This window comes from Proteus sp. CD3 (assembly GCF_008808075.1).
GTDB lineage: Bacteria > Pseudomonadota > Gammaproteobacteria > Enterobacterales > Enterobacteriaceae > Proteus > Proteus appendicitidis.
The window spans coordinates 2,054,508-2,072,329 of the sequence record NZ_CP019686.1 but is presented as its reverse complement, the minus strand read 5'-3'; the positions used below and the strand labels follow the sequence as shown (position 1 = coordinate 2,072,329).

The 17,822-nt window shown below is 38.4% G+C and carries 16 protein-coding genes; 7 read left to right on the top strand and 9 right to left on the bottom strand.

All coding sequences use genetic code 11. The features are described 5' to 3' along the window. Window positions 1-3: 3 nt before the first annotated feature. From ppk1 to purM, 4 genes are all read right to left on the bottom strand, one after another. Window positions 4-2,085: a polyphosphate kinase 1 gene (ppk1, locus tag BTA34_RS09460; RefSeq protein ID WP_151435422.1), complete on the bottom strand. Its 2,082-nt coding sequence runs from the start codon at window positions 2,083-2,085 to the stop codon at window positions 4-6. A 46-nt stretch (window positions 2,086-2,131) separates the two neighbouring features. Further along, window positions 2,132-2,722 (bottom strand): spermidine N1-acetyltransferase, encoded by a 591-nt coding sequence (speG, locus tag BTA34_RS09455; RefSeq protein ID WP_151435421.1) that lies wholly within the window; start codon window positions 2,720-2,722, stop codon window positions 2,132-2,134. A 106-nt stretch (window positions 2,723-2,828) separates the two neighbouring features. Further along, window positions 2,829-3,458, bottom strand: a complete 630-nt coding sequence (purN, locus tag BTA34_RS09450) for a phosphoribosylglycinamide formyltransferase (RefSeq protein WP_151435420.1) — start codon at window positions 3,456-3,458, stop codon at window positions 2,829-2,831. 13 nt (window positions 3,459-3,471) lie between these two features. Further along, window positions 3,472-4,512: a phosphoribosylformylglycinamidine cyclo-ligase gene (purM, locus tag BTA34_RS09445; RefSeq protein WP_151435419.1), complete on the bottom strand. Its 1,041-nt coding sequence runs from the start codon at window positions 4,510-4,512 to the stop codon at window positions 3,472-3,474. Window positions 4,513-4,743: 231 nt separating this feature from the next. Here purM and upp point away from each other — a divergent pair, with 231 nt between their 5' ends. From upp to hda, 4 genes are all read left to right on the top strand, one after another. Then, window positions 4,744-5,370: a uracil phosphoribosyltransferase gene (upp, locus tag BTA34_RS09440; RefSeq protein ID WP_023581896.1), complete on the top strand. Its 627-nt coding sequence runs from the start codon at window positions 4,744-4,746 to the stop codon at window positions 5,368-5,370. 108 nt (window positions 5,371-5,478) lie between these two features. Beyond that, window positions 5,479-6,780, top strand: coding sequence for a uracil permease (gene uraA, locus BTA34_RS09435; protein ID WP_099075635.1), 1,302 nt, complete (start codon window positions 5,479-5,481; stop codon window positions 6,778-6,780). Window positions 6,781-7,065: 285 nt separating this feature from the next. Further along, the gene (locus BTA34_RS09430; RefSeq protein ID WP_151435418.1) at window positions 7,066-8,271 is read left to right on the top strand and encodes a mechanosensitive ion channel family protein; all 1,206 of its coding nucleotides are present in this window, start codon (window positions 7,066-7,068) and stop codon (window positions 8,269-8,271) included. A 223-nt stretch (window positions 8,272-8,494) separates the two neighbouring features. Then, complete coding sequence (gene hda / locus BTA34_RS09425; protein ID WP_006533048.1) at window positions 8,495-9,202, top strand: DnaA inactivator Hda; 708 nt, start codon at window positions 8,495-8,497, stop codon at window positions 9,200-9,202. A gap of 232 nt (window positions 9,203-9,434) precedes the next feature. Here the strand turns inward: hda and BTA34_RS09420 are convergent, their stop codons facing one another. The 3 genes from BTA34_RS09420 to BTA34_RS09410 form a co-directional block, all read right to left on the bottom strand. Next, complete coding sequence (locus BTA34_RS09420; protein ID WP_151435417.1) at window positions 9,435-10,685, bottom strand: MFS transporter; 1,251 nt, start codon at window positions 10,683-10,685, stop codon at window positions 9,435-9,437. A gap of 726 nt (window positions 10,686-11,411) precedes the next feature. Continuing rightward, complete coding sequence (gene arsC / locus BTA34_RS09415; protein ID WP_151435416.1) at window positions 11,412-11,768, bottom strand: arsenate reductase (glutaredoxin); 357 nt, start codon at window positions 11,766-11,768, stop codon at window positions 11,412-11,414. A 9-nt stretch (window positions 11,769-11,777) separates the two neighbouring features. Then, window positions 11,778-13,250 carry a tetratricopeptide repeat protein gene (locus BTA34_RS09410; RefSeq protein ID WP_151435415.1) on the bottom strand — a complete coding sequence of 491 codons (1,473 nt, stop codon included), beginning with the start codon at window positions 13,248-13,250 and terminating at the stop codon, window positions 11,778-11,780. 154 nt (window positions 13,251-13,404) lie between these two features. On the opposite strand from BTA34_RS09410, the gene BTA34_RS09405 reads away from it, so the two are divergent. Then, window positions 13,405-14,481 (top strand): AI-2E family transporter, encoded by a 1,077-nt coding sequence (locus tag BTA34_RS09405; protein WP_151435414.1) that lies wholly within the window; start codon window positions 13,405-13,407, stop codon window positions 14,479-14,481. Window positions 14,482-14,565: 84 nt separating this feature from the next. Here BTA34_RS09405 and bcp read toward each other — a convergent pair whose 3' ends face one another. Together bcp and BTA34_RS09395 are read right to left on the bottom strand one after the other, a co-directional pair. Further along, window positions 14,566-15,036 carry a thioredoxin-dependent thiol peroxidase gene (gene bcp, locus BTA34_RS09400; protein ID WP_151435413.1) on the bottom strand — a complete coding sequence of 157 codons (471 nt, stop codon included), beginning with the start codon at window positions 15,034-15,036 and terminating at the stop codon, window positions 14,566-14,568. Between the two features lie 17 nt (window positions 15,037-15,053). Then, the gene (locus tag BTA34_RS09395; RefSeq protein WP_088495300.1) at window positions 15,054-15,611 is read right to left on the bottom strand and encodes a glycine cleavage system transcriptional repressor; all 558 of its coding nucleotides are present in this window, start codon (window positions 15,609-15,611) and stop codon (window positions 15,054-15,056) included. Window positions 15,612-15,826: 215 nt separating this feature from the next. Here BTA34_RS09395 and dapA point away from each other — a divergent pair, with 215 nt between their 5' ends. Beyond that, window positions 15,827-16,726, top strand: a complete 900-nt coding sequence (gene dapA, locus BTA34_RS09390; protein ID WP_151435412.1) for a 4-hydroxy-tetrahydrodipicolinate synthase — start codon at window positions 15,827-15,829, stop codon at window positions 16,724-16,726. Window positions 16,727-16,742: 16 nt separating this feature from the next. After that, window positions 16,743-17,789, top strand: coding sequence for an outer membrane protein assembly factor BamC (gene bamC / locus BTA34_RS09385; protein ID WP_151435411.1), 1,047 nt, complete (start codon window positions 16,743-16,745; stop codon window positions 17,787-17,789). Window positions 17,790-17,822 lie beyond the last annotated feature (33 nt).

Sequence of the window (17,822 nt, the reverse complement as noted above, 5' to 3'; positions counted from 1 at the left end):
AAGTTACGCTCGTGAACCTGGTTGTTCTAACAATTTAATATACTCATAGACAGCAAGCTGGGAACGGATCTTACGTTTATTTCCACGAGGAACATAGCTATTTGTTAAATCTTTATCGATATAACGTGCTTTTACGGTGTCATTAAATTGAATATCCAGTATATCAAGAACGCGTTGTTTTAGTTGAGGATCAAGCAACGCCACGGCAACTTCAATGCGATAATCAAGATTTCGCGTCATCCAATCGGCAGAGGAGAGAAAGATTTTTTCATCCCCTTTATTAGTGAACACATAAACACGATCATGCTCTAAAAAGCGGTCAACAATACTGGTTACTTGAATGTTTTCACTAAATCCCGGCTGATTAGGCACTAAAGAACACATACCACGGACTAACAGCCGTACTTTTACACCAGCTTCTGATGCGTCATAAAGGCGATTAACTAATTCTTCATCAACTAAATTATTCACTTTTAATGTGATCCCTGCAGGATGCCCAGCTTGAGCACTGTGAATTTCATTGGTGATTAACTGATTTAAAAGGGTACGCGAATTTTGTGGCGAAACCATTAAATGCTCAAAGGTAACAGGGCGATAAGGATTTTCAATAAAGCTAAAAACGCGGCGTACTTCATTGGTAATTTCAGTGTTAGCCGTTAATAGTGAATAGTCAGTATAAAGACGAGCGGTTTTTTCGTTAAAGTTCCCTGTACCGATATGCGCATAGCGAATGATTTCACCATTTTCTAAACGTGAAATGATAAATAACTTCGCGTGAATTTTTAGACCCGGCGCAGAGAAAATAACGTGTACACCCGCTTCTGTCAGGCGTTTTGCCCAGTGGATATTTGCCGCTTCATCAAAACGCGCTTGTAACTCAACAACTACCGTGACACGTTTGCCGTTATGCGCGGCATGGATCATCGAATCAATGATCCGAGAGTCTTTAGCTACACGGTAAATATTGATTTTTATTGAGATAACACTTGGGTCAAAAGAGGCTTGGCGCAACAATTCCAGCACATGTTCAAAGGTATGATAAGGATAATAGAGCAAAACATCACGCTCACGTATCGCATCAAAACCATTGCGGAAATTATCAAACCAAATATGGCGTAAACGTGGGATCGGTTTATTTAACAGAAATTTACTCCCCTCATTTGGGAAGTTAATAAAATCTTTAAAATTATGATAACGACCACCAGCAATGACGGAGTCATTATTCGATAAACCTAATTTACTGCGCAACAACGCCACCATTTCATCTGGCATATCACGTTGATAAACAAAACGGACAGGCTCTGCGGTAAGACGTTGTTTTAATGTTGATGACATCATTTCAAGTAAACTTGATTCCATTTCTGTCGCAAGATCGTACTCTGCATCTCGCGTCATTTTCATGGAATAAGCATTTAATGAATCATAATCGAAAAAGCCTTTAAACACCTCATCAAGACAATAACGTAAAATATTATCCAATAAAATCATGGATTTTTTCTTACTACGCCCTTGGTCTGTCGGCAGAATAACAAAACGAGGTACTTTATCTGACGGAATTTCTAACAGGGCATAATGAATAATTTGCCCTTGCACAATTTCAACCGCTAAATAGGTATAGTCATCTTTAAGAAACTCAACTAGATCTGTTTCAGGGTTAATTAAAATAGGCGTTATGTGTTTTCTTAAATTCTGGCGGAAATATTGGCGCAACCAGATTTGTTGATTCGGTGAGATTTGGCGTTCATTAATTAAAAAGATTTGATTTCGCGCCATCTCAAGTAATAAATCATTGTATAAAGCATCAAACTCTTGGTCGGCTTTAGCCACTTTTGATTGAATTTTCTTTATAAGATGGCGAGCATGGCTTGATGCAGAGCGGGAGCCACGCTCTTCATTAATTAAAATACGGCGTTTTACATCAGCAAAGCGAACCTTATAAAACTCATCAAGATTATTTGAATAGATCCCCAGAAACCTGACTCTTTCAATTAACGGGTTTCGTTTATCAGCCGCCTCTTGTAAAACACGTTCGTTAAACGCAAGCCAACTGATCTCTTTATCAATATAGAGTCGTTCCTGGGACATCTGAACTCCAACAAGGGTTAAAGTTAAAACTTAATATCTGAATAAATCAGACGTGTTGCTTAATAGTCGCACCCGGTTTTACAAAATTTTCGGGTTTTGCCGCTTTGGCTTTTTGTTCAAAATAAGGCGCTTGGAAAGTACACATTCTAATCGCAGAACGATAGGCACCGTTAACAAAAAACTCATCTATTAAATCACCTTCTTTTTTAAAGCCAAGCTTTTCATAAATATGAATCGCTTTAGCATTCTCTTTATCGACGATTAAATAGAGTTTGTATAAATTAAGGACAGAAAAAGCATAATCCATCGCAAGTTTTGCCGCGCGTGCAGCATATCCATGACCTTGATGCGCTGGGGCGATAATAATTTGGAATTCAGCACGACGGTGAACATAATCAATTTCAACTAACTCGACAAGTCCAACTTTAGTGCCGTCACTTTCGGCAATAAAACGGCGTTCACTTTGGTCGTGAATATGTTTTTCATAAAGGTCGCTTAACTCAATAAAAGCCTCATAAGGCTCTTCAAACCAATAGCGCATAACGCTGGCGTTATTATCAAGTTGATGGACAAAAGAGAGGTCTTCTCGTTCGAGAGGACGTAATTTTATAGGTGGAACTTTCTTACCACCGGACATAAGCACCTCGGTGAATGCATTGAATAAAAAGAGAAAAGGGTGACACAAAAAAAGTCACGCGGGCTACAGTGTAGCACAATGTGACTTTTTATCTTAAATGAAATAGTTAACCAAGGTTGTCGAAAAGCGCAATATCATCGAGAAAGGCTTGATTATTTTGCATTTTTAACCGTTCGTCCGCTAACCAACCGATCGCTAATGGATAAATACGATACTCTTCTGCTTGTATTCTTGTTTGTAATGATTGTTCAGTATCATCCGGTAAAACAGGAATGCGAGCTTGAATAATCATGGGGCCACCATCAAGTTCTTCGGTAACAAAATGGACGGTAACGCCATGAAAAGCGTCTTTATTCGCTAAAACTTGGCGATGAGTGTGTAATCCGGGATATTTAGGCAGCAAAGAAGGATGGATGTTTAATAATTTATGCTGATAATGAGTCACAAAATCAGGCGATAAAATACGCATAAAACCGGCTAAAACGACGATATCGGGCTGATAAGCATCGATTTGTTCAATTAATGCTTTATCGTAATCGGCTCTATCATCATAGAGAGTCGGATCAACAAAGTATGCTGGAATATCAGCAAGTTTTGCCCGTTCAAGACCATACGCATTAGCTTTATTACTTAAGACAGCAACCACATTACCCGTGATTTTATTTGCCCTACAGGCGTCAATAATCGCCTGTAGGTTGCTGCCGTTTCCTGAGATGAGGACGACAATATTTTTCATTCACATGTTTTCATTAGTTAATAATAACTTGTGCTTCACCCGCAGCTTGTGGCGCAATTTCACCAATTAACCATGCGTTTTCACCACACTCAGCAAGATGTGCTAATGTTTTTTCAACGTCATTTGGGTTAACGGCGATTAATAAGCCAACGCCACAGTTAAAGGTGCGATACATTTCATGTGTGCTGACTTGTCCCGCATCTTGTAACCATTTAAAAACGGGTGGCCATTCCCAGCTTTTACTGTCAATACGCGCTTGCGTATTTTCAGGTAACACACGAGGAATATTTTCCCAGAATCCGCCACCTGTAATATGTGCCACAGCATGAATATTAATATTTTCAATTAATGACAGGAGTGATTTTACGTAAATACGAGTAGGCGCTAACAGATGATCAGCTAGTGATTTATCACCTAATGAGGTGTTTTCTGCATCTGTATTGCTGACTTCAAGAATTTTTCTGACTAATGAATAACCATTAGAATGAGGGCCACTTGATGCTAAAGCGATTAGCGCATCGCCAGCGTTAACTTTGCTACCATCGATAATTTCTGATTTTTCAACCACACCGACACAAAAGCCTGCGATATCATAATCATTACCGTGATACATTCCTGGCATTTCAGCCGTTTCACCACCGACTAACGCACAACCAGATTGCTTACAACCTTCTGCAATACCTGTTACTACGCGTGCTGCGGTATCGACATCTAATTTTCCTGTGGCATAGTAGTCAAGGAAGAAAAGGGGTTCTGCACCTTGAACAATTAAATCGTTGACACACATTGCGACTAAATCAATCCCGATGTCATCATGGCGATTTAAATCCATCGCAAGGCGAAGTTTAGTTCCTACGCCATCTGTGCCTGAAACTAAAATAGGTTCGCGGTATTTAGATGGGATTGCACAAAGTGCGCCAAAACCACCTAAACCCCCCATAACTTCAGGACGGCGGGTTTCTTTTACTACACCTTTGATACGATCGACTAAAGCATTACCTGCATCAATATCGACACCGGCATCTTTATAGCTGAGAGAGGATTTGTTAGTCACGTAGAGCCCTCACGGCAAGTTGCTGTTAAGAAAAAATGTGTGCGGATGCTATTCTAACAGGCAAAGCAAACGTTTGCGAGGATCTTCTTTATAGGTCACAATTATTCATGTTGGTGTGGTTAAAAGCTGTGCGTTTGATCAATATCAATAGAAAAACGATGGAATGTTGGCAAAAAAGCGGTATAATCTCGCGATTTTTTTGTCAGGCTGCGTCGTACATTAGGAGAAATTATGAAGATCGTTGAGGTAAAACACCCACTCATTCAACATAAATTGGGGCTGATGCGAGATCATGATATAAGCACTAAGCGCTTTCGTGAACTGGCTTCAGAAGTTTCCAGTCTACTGACGTATGAAGCTACCGCCGATTTAGAAACAGAGACGGTAACAATAGAAGGTTGGTGTGGTTCGGTAGAGATAGAACAGATTAAAGGAAAAAAAATCACAGTAGTTCCTATCCTCCGTGCAGGTATCGGGATGATGGACGGAGTATTAGAAAATATTCCTAGCGCCCGAATCAGTGTAGTTGGCGTTTACCGCGATGAAGAAACATTAAAACCTGTCCCTTACTTCCAGAAATTAGCATCCAATATTGAAGAGCGTATGGCTCTTGTTGTTGACCCTATGTTAGCAACAGGCGGCTCTATGATTGCCACAATTGATTTATTAAAAAATGCGGGCTGTACTTCAATTAAAGTATTAGTACTGGTTGCTGCTCCAGAAGGTATTAAGGCATTAGAAGAAGCTCATCCAGATGTGGAATTATATACTGCATCTATTGATAGCCATCTTAATGAGCACGGGTACATCGTTCCAGGTCTTGGCGATGCTGGTGATAAGATATTTGGTACAAAATAATAATTAAGCCGACTTTGATAGTCGGCTTTTTTTTGAACCTATTATCTTGTTTTATAGTAAAAAATATACAAACCAATTTCACATTCATATTAAAGAGAGGTCGTAAGCATGACTCGTCGTGCAATCGGGGTAGAAGAGCGCCCACCATTATTACAAACAATCCCGTTGAGTCTTCAACATCTGTTTGCAATGTTTGGCGCTACCGTACTTGTGCCTATTTTATTTAAAGTTAATCCGGCAACAATATTATTATTTAACGGGATCGGAACCCTGCTTTATCTCTTTATTTGTAAAGGACGCATTCCTGCTTATTTAGGTTCAAGTTTTGCGTTTATCTCACCTGTGCTTTTATTGTTACCTTTAGGGTATGAATTAGCACTTGGGGGATTCATCGTCTGTGGTGTGTTGTTTTGTATCGTTGCAGGTATTGTCAAAATAGCAGGGCGAGGCTGGATTAATGTGATGTTTCCGCCTGCGGCAATGGGCGCAATCGTTGCCGTCATCGGGCTTGAATTAGCAGGAACCGCTGCAGGAATGGCAGGATTATTACCAAGTGCAGATGCACCGGTCGATAGTCAGACACTGCTTATTTCTATGGTGACTTTAGGTGTGACTATCTTAGGCTCTGTGATGTTTAGAGGATTCCTTGCTATTATTCCTATTCTTATTGGGGTATTAGCTGGTTATGCACTCTCTTTCTTCTTGGGCGTTGTTGATATTACTCCTATTAAAGAAGCAAACTGGTTTGCATTACCGACATTCTATTCACCGCGTTTTGAATGGAGTGCTATCTTTATTATCCTACCTGCCGCATTAGTGGTTATTGCTGAGCACGTTGGACACCTCGTTGTCACAGCAAATATTGTGCAACGCGATTTAATGAAAAACCCAGGTTTGCATCGTTCTATGTTCGCAAACGGTTTCTCTACCATTATTTCGGGTTTTTTTGGTTCAACACCAAATACCACTTATGGTGAAAACATTGGTGTTATGGCGATCACCAAGGTTTACAGCTCATGGGTTATTGGTGGTGCGGCAATTCTCGCCATCTTATTATCTTGTGTCGGTAAACTGGCTGCGGCTATTGCGGCTGTGCCTGTTCCAGTTATGGGTGGGGTTTCATTACTGCTTTACGGTGTTATTGGCGCATCAGGTATTCGTGTCTTGTTAGATTCAAAAGTGGATTACAACAAACCGCAAAACTTGATATTAACTGCCATTATTCTGATTGTTGGCGTGAGTGGTGCTTCTATTCAAATTGGTGCTGCTGAATTAAAAGGCATGGCATTAGCAACTATTGTGGGTATTGTTTTAAGCTTAATCTTTAAATTAGTGAGTATTGTTCGCCCAGAAACAGAATTAGTGGATAACACCATTGAATCGGTGAGTGGTACAGCAAACAAAAAGTAAGCGATTAAGAAAATCTAAAGCAATATGCTGAAATTAATAAAAAAGGTGGATGATCTCCACCTTTTTTATTGTGTTTTATTTTTATGTCATATTAAAAACTAAGATTTTTAATATTTTAAGTGTTTAAAACTTAGAAAAGCATGATTAATTCAACCATGATGTTTATTTAAATAAAATAAATGAGACAATGGAGATCTGTTCTTATGCGAAATAGGCATTTTATCTGCTAATTAAGCGGTATTCGTTTTAAGGTTGGGGTGTCTCAAAAAAGGTATAATGTAATTTATGGAAAAGCTGATTGAAATTTATGATTTCATTACATCAAAGCAGATTTTTATCACGATATTTTTAGTTATTGTGTTGCTGGTGGTGTGGTTTCTCTCCAAAATGATTTTCCGCCGAATAGCAAAGCGTCTACTTTTTTTATTTACTGAACTTTCAGATGAAGAAACTATAGAAGATATCGCTAAAAAGAGTGCATCTATTGTTGCCGTTACACTCGTTCTCTATATTAATCAGCTACTGCCGTCTTTTTCCGCTGAAATGAATATTATCTTTGAGACGGTTGCTCGTGCTTTTATTATTATCAATATTGCCTCATTACTGAATAACGCGCTTGATATCTTCAATATTCGGCATGCTAAAAGAGCGTGGCATCGGAATAACTCCATCAAAGGCTATATTGAAATTGCCAAAATTGTGGTCTGGATTATCTCTTTTATCCTGATCATTGCGTTATTTACTGAACAATCACCGCTTATTATTATCTCCAGCTTTGGTGCTATTGCTGCGGTGTTAATGTTTGTTTTCCAGCATACACTTATCTCTTTTGTTGCCAATATTCTTATCTCTAACGGAAAAGTATTAAAGCTTTATGATTGGATTGAATTACCCAGCAGTAATATCAGCGGTGAAGTGATTGATATCGCATTACATACGATCACAGTTCGTAATTGGGATAATACAATTTCCCGTATTCCAACCAAAGACTTTTTGACCGAAAAATATACTAACTGGCAGCCGATGTTTTCATCAGGAGGGCGTCGGATTAAACGTAGTTTTTATATTGACCAATCTTCAATTTCATTTGCCACGCAAGAGCTAGTATTAGAATTAAAAAATACAGCGCCACTTCGTAAAAGCATCGAAGCAATGCTTGAAGGAAAAGAAGAAGAGATTGGGGATATTAATACGTGGTTAGAAACAAAAGGAGTGACTAACTTACAGCTATTTCGTAAGTACATGCTAAATTGGATAAAAATGCGTGGCGATGTTCGACCTGATATGTATTTAGTGATCAGAACAATGCCACCTACACCAATGGGATTACCAGTAGAGTTATATTGTTTTACTCGTGCAACCACTTGGGTTGAATATGAAGAGACTCAGTCTGAAATTTTTGAGTATATAAACGCATCAGCCAAATATTTTAAGCTCGACATTTATCAGCAACCTTCTGGTAATGATGTTGCGAAATTAAAACTCAGATAATAAAGTGAAACTCATTAAACACGGAATGTTTTTTGATTTGGCTCTAAATAACTCAAGGTACAGCTAAGTAACAATTTAAGGAGGCGCCAGTAGTATATAAAATAGGCTTATCTTGGTGATCTTGCTGTTATCTTAATCAGTGCAATGTGCTTTTTTAATATTGGTTCTGACCTTGTGAGAATTTGTGTTAGAATCACCACGTTTATTAAACTATTCAGGTGAGGTGCTTCTGAATACGCCGTCACAGCTATCATTACCACTATCTCTGCCCGATGATGAGACATTCGATAGCTTTTATGCAGGGGAAAACGCGTCGTTAGTCGCGGCAATTCGAACCGCCATTCATCAATCTCATGGCAGTTATATCTATTTCTGGTCCCGTGACGGAGGTGGAAAGAGCCATCTATTACATGCCGCTTGTGCTGAACTTTCCTTAAAAGGTGATGCTGTTGGGTATGTTCCCCTTGATAAACGCGCCTACTTTGTTCCCGATGTTCTTGAAGGTATGGAACATTTATCCTTAGTTTGTATTGATAATGTTCAATGTATTGCTGGTGATGAAGAGTGGGAACTCGCCTTATTTAATCTTTATAACCGTGTTTTAGAGCATGGGCGAACCTGTTTATTAATTACAGGGGATAGACCACCTCGCCAAATAGAGCTACAACTTCCTGATTTAGCCTCTCGCCTTGATTGGGGGCAAATCTACCGTTTGCAACCGTTAAGTGATGAAGAAAAAATTCAAGCGTTGCAATTAAGAGCAAAACTTCGTGGTTTTGAATTACCTGAAGATGTTGGTCGTTTTGTATTAAAACGTTTAGATAGAAAAATGCGCACCTTATTTGAAATGCTTGATGAACTTGATCACGCATCGATTGTTGCTCAACGTAAGCTGACCATCCCATTTGTGAAAGATATACTCAAACTTTAAATAGCCTCACTCATCTCGTTAGGTGAGGCGAATAATCTAAAACCTACCTCTACTTCAAACTCAACACTCATCGAAAGTAACAGATTTTTGTTATTTATTTTTTTGTTATTTATTAACGGTGAACTTGCTGTTTTTATCTTTTTTAATAAAAAAGACAAGATAAAAAAACCGCTTGTCTTTATACAAGGCAAGCGGTGAGAGACACAAACAATAAAGGGGGAGGGTTAAATAATTAGTTTGCTTCTACTACTTTGGTTTTCTTCTGAGGAACCAGTAAGAAAATCAGATAAAGTGCAGTAATTGCCACTGTGTAGCCAGTGAAGATTAACCAGAATGATTTCCAATCAACCGCACCATTGGTGGTATATAAATCAATGACCCAGCCACTTAACATTGCACCTAAATAAGTACCAAAACCGTTCACTAAGGTCATAAACATACCTTGTGCTGTTGAACGATATTGTAATGGGATCTCTTTTTCTAAGAATAGCGAACCAGAGATATTAAAGAAGTCGAATGCACAACCATACACAATCATTGATAACAATAAGACGATTTGACCTAATGATGTGTAGTCACCGTAAGCAAAGAAGCCGAAACGTAAGATCCAAGCAATCATACTGAATAAAACGATAGTTTCTATTCTTACGCGTTTTAATAACAGTGGTAGAAACAGAATAAATACGACTTCTGAAATCTGTGAAATAGATAAGAACACAGAAGGATAACGTGCAAAGAATGAATCGTCTGCATTTGGAGATTGTGCAATATCTTGCAGGAATGGCACACCAAAGGTATTGGTAATTTGCAGTACAGATCCTAACAGTGTTGCGAAGAATAAGAAAACAACAACATTTTTCTTTTTAAATACTTGCAGAATATTAGTGAGACTAAATGCCACTTCTTCGGCTTTGGTTTCGTTTTTGTCTACGGCTTTAGTTGCCGGTAAGAACATTGCAAATACTGCTAAAGCAATAGAAGCGATCGCAGCAACAAAGAGCTGATGATAGCTATTACCTAATCCTAAGAAGCTAATAACCCACATGGCAGCGATAAAACCAACAGTGCCGTAAACACGAATTTTAGGGAAGTAGTTATTAGGCTCTAAATGTTTTTGTTCTAACAGTTCGAAAATAATGCTGTTTGCCATTGAGATACTTGGCATAAAGAACAACAAATGTAATAAAGTCGCAAAAAATAGTGTGGTGACTGTTGTCATTTGCGACATTAACACTAATGCTAATGCGGAAAAAATATGCAGGGTAATAAACACTAATTTACGGTTATTTATTTTATCTGCAATAAATCCCATGATGACGGGTGCGATAAGTGAGGCAAGTCCAAGAGCACTAAAAATAAGCCCAACATCACTACCTTTAAAATGCAGTTCTCCAAAGAGATACGAGGCGAATGTGACAAGCCAAGATCCCCATATAAAGAACTGGAGGAATGAGACAAGTTTTAATCTAAGTACGATATTCATCTGTTTTCCTATTAGCCTAGCAATCACCTGACACCAATAATGGCGATTGGTTAGTTTTAATTGCCCATAATGTTGGCTATAACGTTGTTTATTTCATATACATCTACAACTTCGTTTCACACTAATTAGTTGTTATCAAGTTAAAAAACAACAATAAAAGAAGAGATAGAGTAAATAACAAATTGAAAGCTTATTGCTGTGTTGCAGTATTGTTTTAAATGTATGTTTCTTGTTAATTTCTTTCTTGGATGATAATGAAAAAATATTTTAGCGAGAATTTATTGTTTATTGATTCTGCTATCATATTTTCTGATGCTCATGATATGTAGGAATGCATTTGTGTAAAGAGACTTGAGTCACAATATAAATGAAACGCATGATTATTTTTTTCTTATAATTGTGAGTTTGTGCGGAGTAGTGTGATCTCAGTAAAAGTTTTCAAAAATGGGGATTTCCTACCCATAAAAAATATGAAATTGAAATGAAAAATTTTGAAAGCACAAAGCCATTGTTGTTTTTCTCGTGTGGAAATAAGAAACACTTTGCTAATGGCGATATTTACAATTTAATAACATTTAAGAGTTTGTTTCTTAATTGAGAAAAGAGAGTAAACGGTTGTGGGATCAATAATAATGTGAATTGTGAATAGAGAGAAGCCCATATATCTAAGAACACATGTCTAAGAACACATGCCTAAGAACATAAATGGGCTTTAAATTTTGAAGATTAATTAAACAGTTCTTTCACTTGCTCTGGTGGACGACCTAAACGGGCTTTATTACCGACAACCACAATAGGGCGTTCAATAAGTTTAGGGTTTTCATGCATTGCTTGAATTAATGCATCTTGTGATGTTTCATCAGCCAGTTTTAGCGTTTTATAAATTTCTTCTTTTGTACGCATTAACTCTCTTGCATCATTAAAACCTAATGCTTTGAGCAGTGTTTTAAGCTCCGCAACGGAAGGTGCTGTATCTAGATAGTGAATAACATTAGGCGTTATTTGCATTTCTTCCAGTAAATGTAAGGTTTCACGGCTTTTTGAACAGCGTGGATTATGATAAATCGTCACTTTCTTGGTCATGGTTGTCCCTTATTTAAATTGACTGTCTCTTTGCTGAATTTTTCTTAATTGGTCTATGCGAGCATCAAAGCGAGCTTGATCATTACTACCCAGTTTAACTTGTCTACTTGCATCACCTAAGTAACGGATCGCTGTTTCAAAGTCACCTCTAAGTGCTAAATCTTCCGCATAAGCGGCTAATTCATGTGCTCTATCACCCTGTTTGGCTGAATTTTCTGCCATTAATTGCCAGCCAATAGGATCATTTGGGTTATCAAAGGTATAACGATAAAGTAGGCGGTTAGCTTCGTTATATTGCTTATTATGCATATATGCATTCGCTAAATTGGCAATAATGACGTTGTTGCTGCGGTTTTGTTTTAATGCGAGTTGTAATCTTGCAACTGCATCACCGGCTCTATTTTGTTCTAAATCGATATCTGTCATTGCATCAATAAGCCAAATATTATTAGGCTCTTTTTCTAACATCGGGGTGAGCAGTTTTCTTGCTTCATCAAATTTACGATCACGAGAATAGATCAGTATTAGCGCGTAATTTGCGGCCGACTTTTCAAGATCAGTACCTTGCTTAAACTGATCAAGTACCGTTTGTAATGCATTCTCAGATGTTGGGTTTTTCGTCAGCATGGTTAAGACACGCATTTTAGCAAACAGAAAGTTAGCTGACTGTGGAACCTGTCGAGCAGGAAATTGACTTGCTCGGCTTCTTGCATCGGATAAGCGGCTATCGGGTAAGGGGTGCGTTAATAACATTTCAGGCGGTTTAGAGCTATATCGTACTTGGTCAGCAAGAATTTGCATAAAATCAGGCATCCCTTTGGGATCAAATCCTGCACGATAGAGTGTCTGTATTCCGATACGGTCTGCTTCTTGCTCATTCATTTGCGTGAATGTGATCATATTTTGTTGCATACCCGCCATACTTCCCGTAAAGGTAGCAAGACCGGCATTGGGATTTGCCATAAATATCAGAATAGAACCCAATACGCCAGCAAGTGCGAGTGGTGTTGTTTTAGCTTGGTCTTCAAGCATTCGCGCTAAATGTCGTTGAGTAACGTGTGTGATTTCGTGAGCCATTACAGAGGCTAATTCACTTTCTGTCTGGCTATATCGAAAGAGAGCAGAATGCAAAACAATGTTTCCGCCAAAATATGCAAAGGCGTTAATATTGGGGTTGTTAACTAAATAGAAGTGAAAAGGAGTTTTGACTGAGCTGGCGTTAGAAACAAGTTTTTGCCCCAAATTATTAATATAGTTAGAGAGTAATGGGTCAAAAACTAATGGTGCACTATTTCGCAGTTGGCGAGTATAGTAATCACCCATAGCGATTTCTTGATTGATGCTTAATGTAGAGCCTGCGGTAGTTCCCATATCAGGTAAAGAGTCTTCAATATCAATCGCAGCATGCGCTGGCACTACTGATGTTGATAGCAACGCAGAAACAAGAAGCGCGACTAAGGGTTTTTTAAGTCTGAGTTTCATACAACTGTATCCTGATGGCTATCTTAACGAATAATTAATAATTAATGATGTATGATAGCAAAACCTAACGTAAAATCTGTCAAAAGATTATTGCTTATGTAAATGAATACATATAGCTCTATTGTTCTGATTATTATAAAGGATCTTTATTTTCATGCTGGACTTGCTTGTTCAATGGTACAAACGCCGATTTGCTGATCCACAAGTTATCGCTCTTGTGGTCATTTTGATTGCCGGCTTTTCAATTCTGTATTTTTTCAGTGGCATACTTGCTCCTTTATTGGTGGCAATTGTGCTTGCTTATCTTTTAGAGTGGCCAACTCATTTACTTGAAAAATTAGGATGCGCTCGTATATGGGCAGTATCGATAATTCTGACACTCTTTATCGGTATTAGTGCCATTGTTATTTTGATTTTAGCGCCAACTGTGTGGCAACAGGGGATGACACTGATTTCAGATATCCCAAATATGATCAATAAGTTCAATGCATTTGCGCGTGAATTACCCGATCGTTTCCCTGCATTAATGGATGCTGGCATCGTTGATATGATGGCAGAAAACTTACGTAGCAAGTTCTCAACGGTGGCTGAATCTGTATTAAAAGTGTCATTAGCTTCGTTAATCGGCATTATTACACTGTCGATTTATCTTATTCTTGTCCCTTTAATGACGTTCTTCTTACTTAAAGATAAGCAACAGATGCTTAATGCGGTTCGTCGTGTTTTACCCAAAAACAGAATATTGGCAGCACAAGTTTGGATTGAAGTTAACCAGCAAATTACCAACTATATTCGTGGTAAAGTCACAGAAATGATAATTGTGGGCATTTTCACTTATTTTGTATTTGCTTTCTTTGACTTACGCTACTCTGTATTACTTGCTGTTATCGTCGGTGTTTCTGTTTTAGTGCCTTACGTTGGTGCTGTTTTAGCAACGATCCCAGTTATTGTGATTGCATTATCTCAGTGGGGATTAGGCTCTGATTTCTGGGCGTTATTTATCGCTTATCTTGTTGTTCAAGGATTAGATAGCAATTTATTAGTACCCATTTTGTATTCTGAAGCCGTAAATATGCACCCTTTAGTTATTATATTATCAGTGATTATATTCGGTGGAATGTGGGGATTCTGGGGCGTTTTCTTTGCTATTCCATTAGCAACGCTGATAAAAGCAGTATTGCATGCCTTACCCGATGAAATTGCGAATGAGCAACATATCAAGAAAAACTAAGTACAGCATTGAATGCAGTAATAAAAGATAGATAGAAAAACAGACAGTGTAAGCTGTCTGTTATTTTATCAATCGAAGCATTTATTATGGATGCTGAGCGAGATAGTCGAGAACGACTTGATGGTGATTACTGGTTTTAAAGTTATCAAATACGTGTTCGATAACACCATTTTTATCAATTAAGAATGTTGTACGATGAATGCCATCGTAAGTTTTTCCCATAAATTGCTTTTCTCCCCAGATACCAAACTCTTCTGCGATCTTATGATCTTCATCTGAAAGCAACGTGAAATTTAACATCTCTTTCTCAGCGAAACGGGAAAGTTTTTCTGATTTATCTGTGCTGATACCTAATACTTCAACTTTGGCTTTTTTTAGCGCATCCATTTCATCACGTAAGCCACATGCTTGGGTTGTACAACCCGGAGTCATTGCTTTAGGGTAAAAATAAACGAGCACACGTTGGCCAGCGAAATCAGATAAATTAATTGTTTCTCCATCTTGGTCGGGCAGACTGAATTGAGGCGCCTTTTCACCGGCTTTTAATGGGTTCATTAGGTCATTCTCCATTTTTACTGTTTCATCATCAGACTATTTACGATACTAATTGTGCCTTGAGCGTTCAGCTCTGTACATAATTGATTAAATTTCTCATTAATAACAATACCATGATCATCTAATGGATTATGCGCCGTAATTTGTATTTCTAAACGGGCAGGAGAGCCATCTTCTGATGGATGTGTTTTAGATATTAATTCAGCAAGATTAAAATTATGTTGGCTAAATAGATTAGTAAAACGTTCTACAATACCGGGTGCATCTTCAATATCAACTTTCGCTGCGATTGTTGAAGGATAAGTAATTGGCGCACCATTGGTGGTTCTTTTCATTACGGTCAATAAATCCAGTTCCGCACTTTTAATGGGCAATAACGCTTCTAATTGCGCAATAGCGTTCCAGCCACCTGAAAGTAGCATGATAAACGTAAACTCTTGACCAAACATCGCAAGTCGGCTGTCCTCGATATTACACCCGCATTGGCTGACTAGTTGTGTAATGGTATCAACAATACCAGGACGGTCAGCACCTAATGCAGTAATGACGAGAAAATGTTTATCAGGTATGGGCAAAATAAGGTTCCTTTTGACTTTCAGTTTATTCTTAACAGGTAAACACAAATTTCGATTTCTGCCAAGATCCCTTGCTCACTATCTTCAATTATTATATCTCTTTAATTCACATCAAAGAATATTAGCAAATTTCATTAGAAACCTAGAGTTAAGTAGTTTTCAATAGAGCAATGAATGAGTACCATTGAGTATACGTCTATCTCGGAGCAATGATTATGGTGAATAACGAATTTAATTTTACAGGCAGTATGGTGGCATTGGTTACGCCAATGGACGCAAAAGGCAACGTTGACCGGGTTAGTTTACGTAAATTAGTTGATTATCATGTTAAGGCAGGCAGTGCAGCCATTGTTTCTGTCGGTACAACAGGAGAATCTGCAACATTAAGTCACGATGAGCATGTTGATGTCGTTTTAATGACATTAGATATGGCAGATGGGCGTATTCCTGTCATTGCTGGTACAGGCGCTAATGCAACATCTGAAGCAGTTTGGTTTACACAACAGTTTGAAAATAAAGGTATTGCAGGTTGTTTAAGTGTGACGCCATATTATAATAAACCTTCACAAGAAGGATTATATCAGCACTTTAAAGCGATTTCTGAAAGCACCGAATTACCACAAATCCTGTATAATGTACCGGGTCGTACTGGATGCGATTTATTGCCTGTAACAGTTGCACGTTTAGCCAAGTTGGATAATATTGTGGCAATTAAAGAGGCGACAGGGAACTTAAGTCGTGTTAGTCAAATCCAAGAGTTGGTTAATGATGATAGTTTTATCTTATTAAGTGGCGATGACGCATCATCATTAGACTTTATGCAACTTGGCGGTCATGGTGTTATTTCGGTTACTGCTAACGTTGCTGCGTCAGAGATGGTAGAATTATGTCGATTAGCAAATGCGGGTGAGTTTGCGAAAGCGCGTGAACTTAATCGACGTCTGATGGATCTACATCATCAGTTATTTGTTGAACCTAATCCAATCCCAGCTAAATGGGCGTGTCAACGTATTGGATTGATTGAAGACGCCACATTGCGCTTACCTATGACTCCGTTGACATCATCAGGTCAGCAAATTGTTGAGAAAGCGCTGTTAACAGCGGGAATACTGTAAAACTTAGGGAATTTTAATGGCAACACTATTGCATAAATCAAAGATTATGAAAGTCGCGGGTCTGTCGCTGGTGGTTTTACTGGCAGCCTGTTCAAGTGATCAGCGCTATAAACGTCAGGTCAGTGGTGATGAGTCTTATTTAGAGACGGCAGGGCTAAAGAATTTAGCGATTCCGGCGGGTATGGTGTTGCCTTTGCAAAATGGGGAATATGACATTCCAACCCCTAAAAAAACTGAACCTGTTGGTTTAGCGCTTGATATTCGTCCACCAACTCAAGCATTGAATCTGTTAAGTGGTTCACGCAGTGAAAATAATGCAGATAACAGCCGTTTGTTATTACCAAACTCACCTGAAAATACAACACTATATGAGCAAGTTAACGCTATCTTAAAAGAGAAAGGTGTTGCGATTGTTAAAAGTGATGCGGGACAAAAAGAGCTTCATACTGATTGGATCACATGGTTGCGTGCTGATGAAAACGTACCTTTCCAAACACGTCAGCGTTTAGTGATTGCTCAGTCAGGTAATGTTATTTCGTTAACAGTGACTAACGAAGGTTTACGCCAAGGCGAAACTGAAATGACTGATCCGGCTGAAGTGAAGCGTTACAATATTTTAATGCTTAACGAATTGGTTGATGGCTTAAACCGTATGCGTAATTTAAGCGAAAATACGGCAAGTAGTAATTTACAAGGTATTATCGATGTCCAAAGTGGCAGTGATAATGCAGGTCTTCCAGTGATTATCGTTCGTGCACCATTTGATGTGGTTTGGGATAGATTACCTATCGCATTAGAAAGTGTTGGTATGAAGATGGGCGATCGCACACGTTCTAAAGGTTCAATTGAAGTAACCTATAAAGGAATGAGCAGTGCAAACTGGAGCGCGTTAGGTGTTGATAGACCAACGGTTGAAGAAGCTGATTATAAATTACAAGTCGGCGATTTAAATAACCGCAGTAGTTTACAATTTATCAGTGATAAAGGTAAACCATTAACACAATCACAAAATGATCAAATGGTTGCTGCGCTGAAAGCTGCTTTCAGTAAACCGGTAAAATAAGTATTTTTCTTTAAAAATACGAGAAGCCGCACA

What these genes read in the sequence shown, in the direction of transcription:
- BTA34_RS09410 (WP_151435415.1), bottom strand. Translation starts at nt 13,250, where the DNA reads ATGAAACTCAGACTTAAAAAACCCTTAGTCGCGCTTCTTGTTTCTGCG.
- bcp (WP_151435413.1), bottom strand. Translation starts at nt 15,036, where the DNA reads ATGAACCCATTAAAAGCCGGTGAAAAGGCGCCTCAATTCAGTCTGCCC.
- dapA (WP_151435412.1), top strand. Translation starts at nt 15,827, where the DNA reads ATGGTGAATAACGAATTTAATTTTACAGGCAGTATGGTGGCATTGGTT.
- ppk1 (WP_151435422.1), bottom strand. Translation starts at nt 2,085, where the DNA reads ATGTCCCAGGAACGACTCTATATTGATAAAGAGATCAGTTGGCTTGCG.
- BTA34_RS09420 (WP_151435417.1), bottom strand. Translation starts at nt 10,685, where the DNA reads ATGAATATCGTACTTAGATTAAAACTTGTCTCATTCCTCCAGTTCTTT.
- speG (WP_151435421.1), bottom strand. Translation starts at nt 2,722, where the DNA reads ATGTCCGGTGGTAAGAAAGTTCCACCTATAAAATTACGTCCTCTCGAA.
- BTA34_RS09405 (WP_151435414.1), top strand. Translation starts at nt 13,405, where the DNA reads ATGCTGGACTTGCTTGTTCAATGGTACAAACGCCGATTTGCTGATCCA.
- arsC (WP_151435416.1), bottom strand. Translation starts at nt 11,768, where the DNA reads ATGACCAAGAAAGTGACGATTTATCATAATCCACGCTGTTCAAAAAGC.
- BTA34_RS09430 (WP_151435418.1), top strand. Translation starts at nt 7,066, where the DNA reads ATGGAAAAGCTGATTGAAATTTATGATTTCATTACATCAAAGCAGATT.
- uraA (WP_099075635.1), top strand. Translation starts at nt 5,479, where the DNA reads ATGACTCGTCGTGCAATCGGGGTAGAAGAGCGCCCACCATTATTACAA.
- bamC (WP_151435411.1), top strand. Translation starts at nt 16,743, where the DNA reads ATGGCAACACTATTGCATAAATCAAAGATTATGAAAGTCGCGGGTCTG.
- upp (WP_023581896.1), top strand. Translation starts at nt 4,744, where the DNA reads ATGAAGATCGTTGAGGTAAAACACCCACTCATTCAACATAAATTGGGG.
- purN (WP_151435420.1), bottom strand. Translation starts at nt 3,458, where the DNA reads ATGAAAAATATTGTCGTCCTCATCTCAGGAAACGGCAGCAACCTACAG.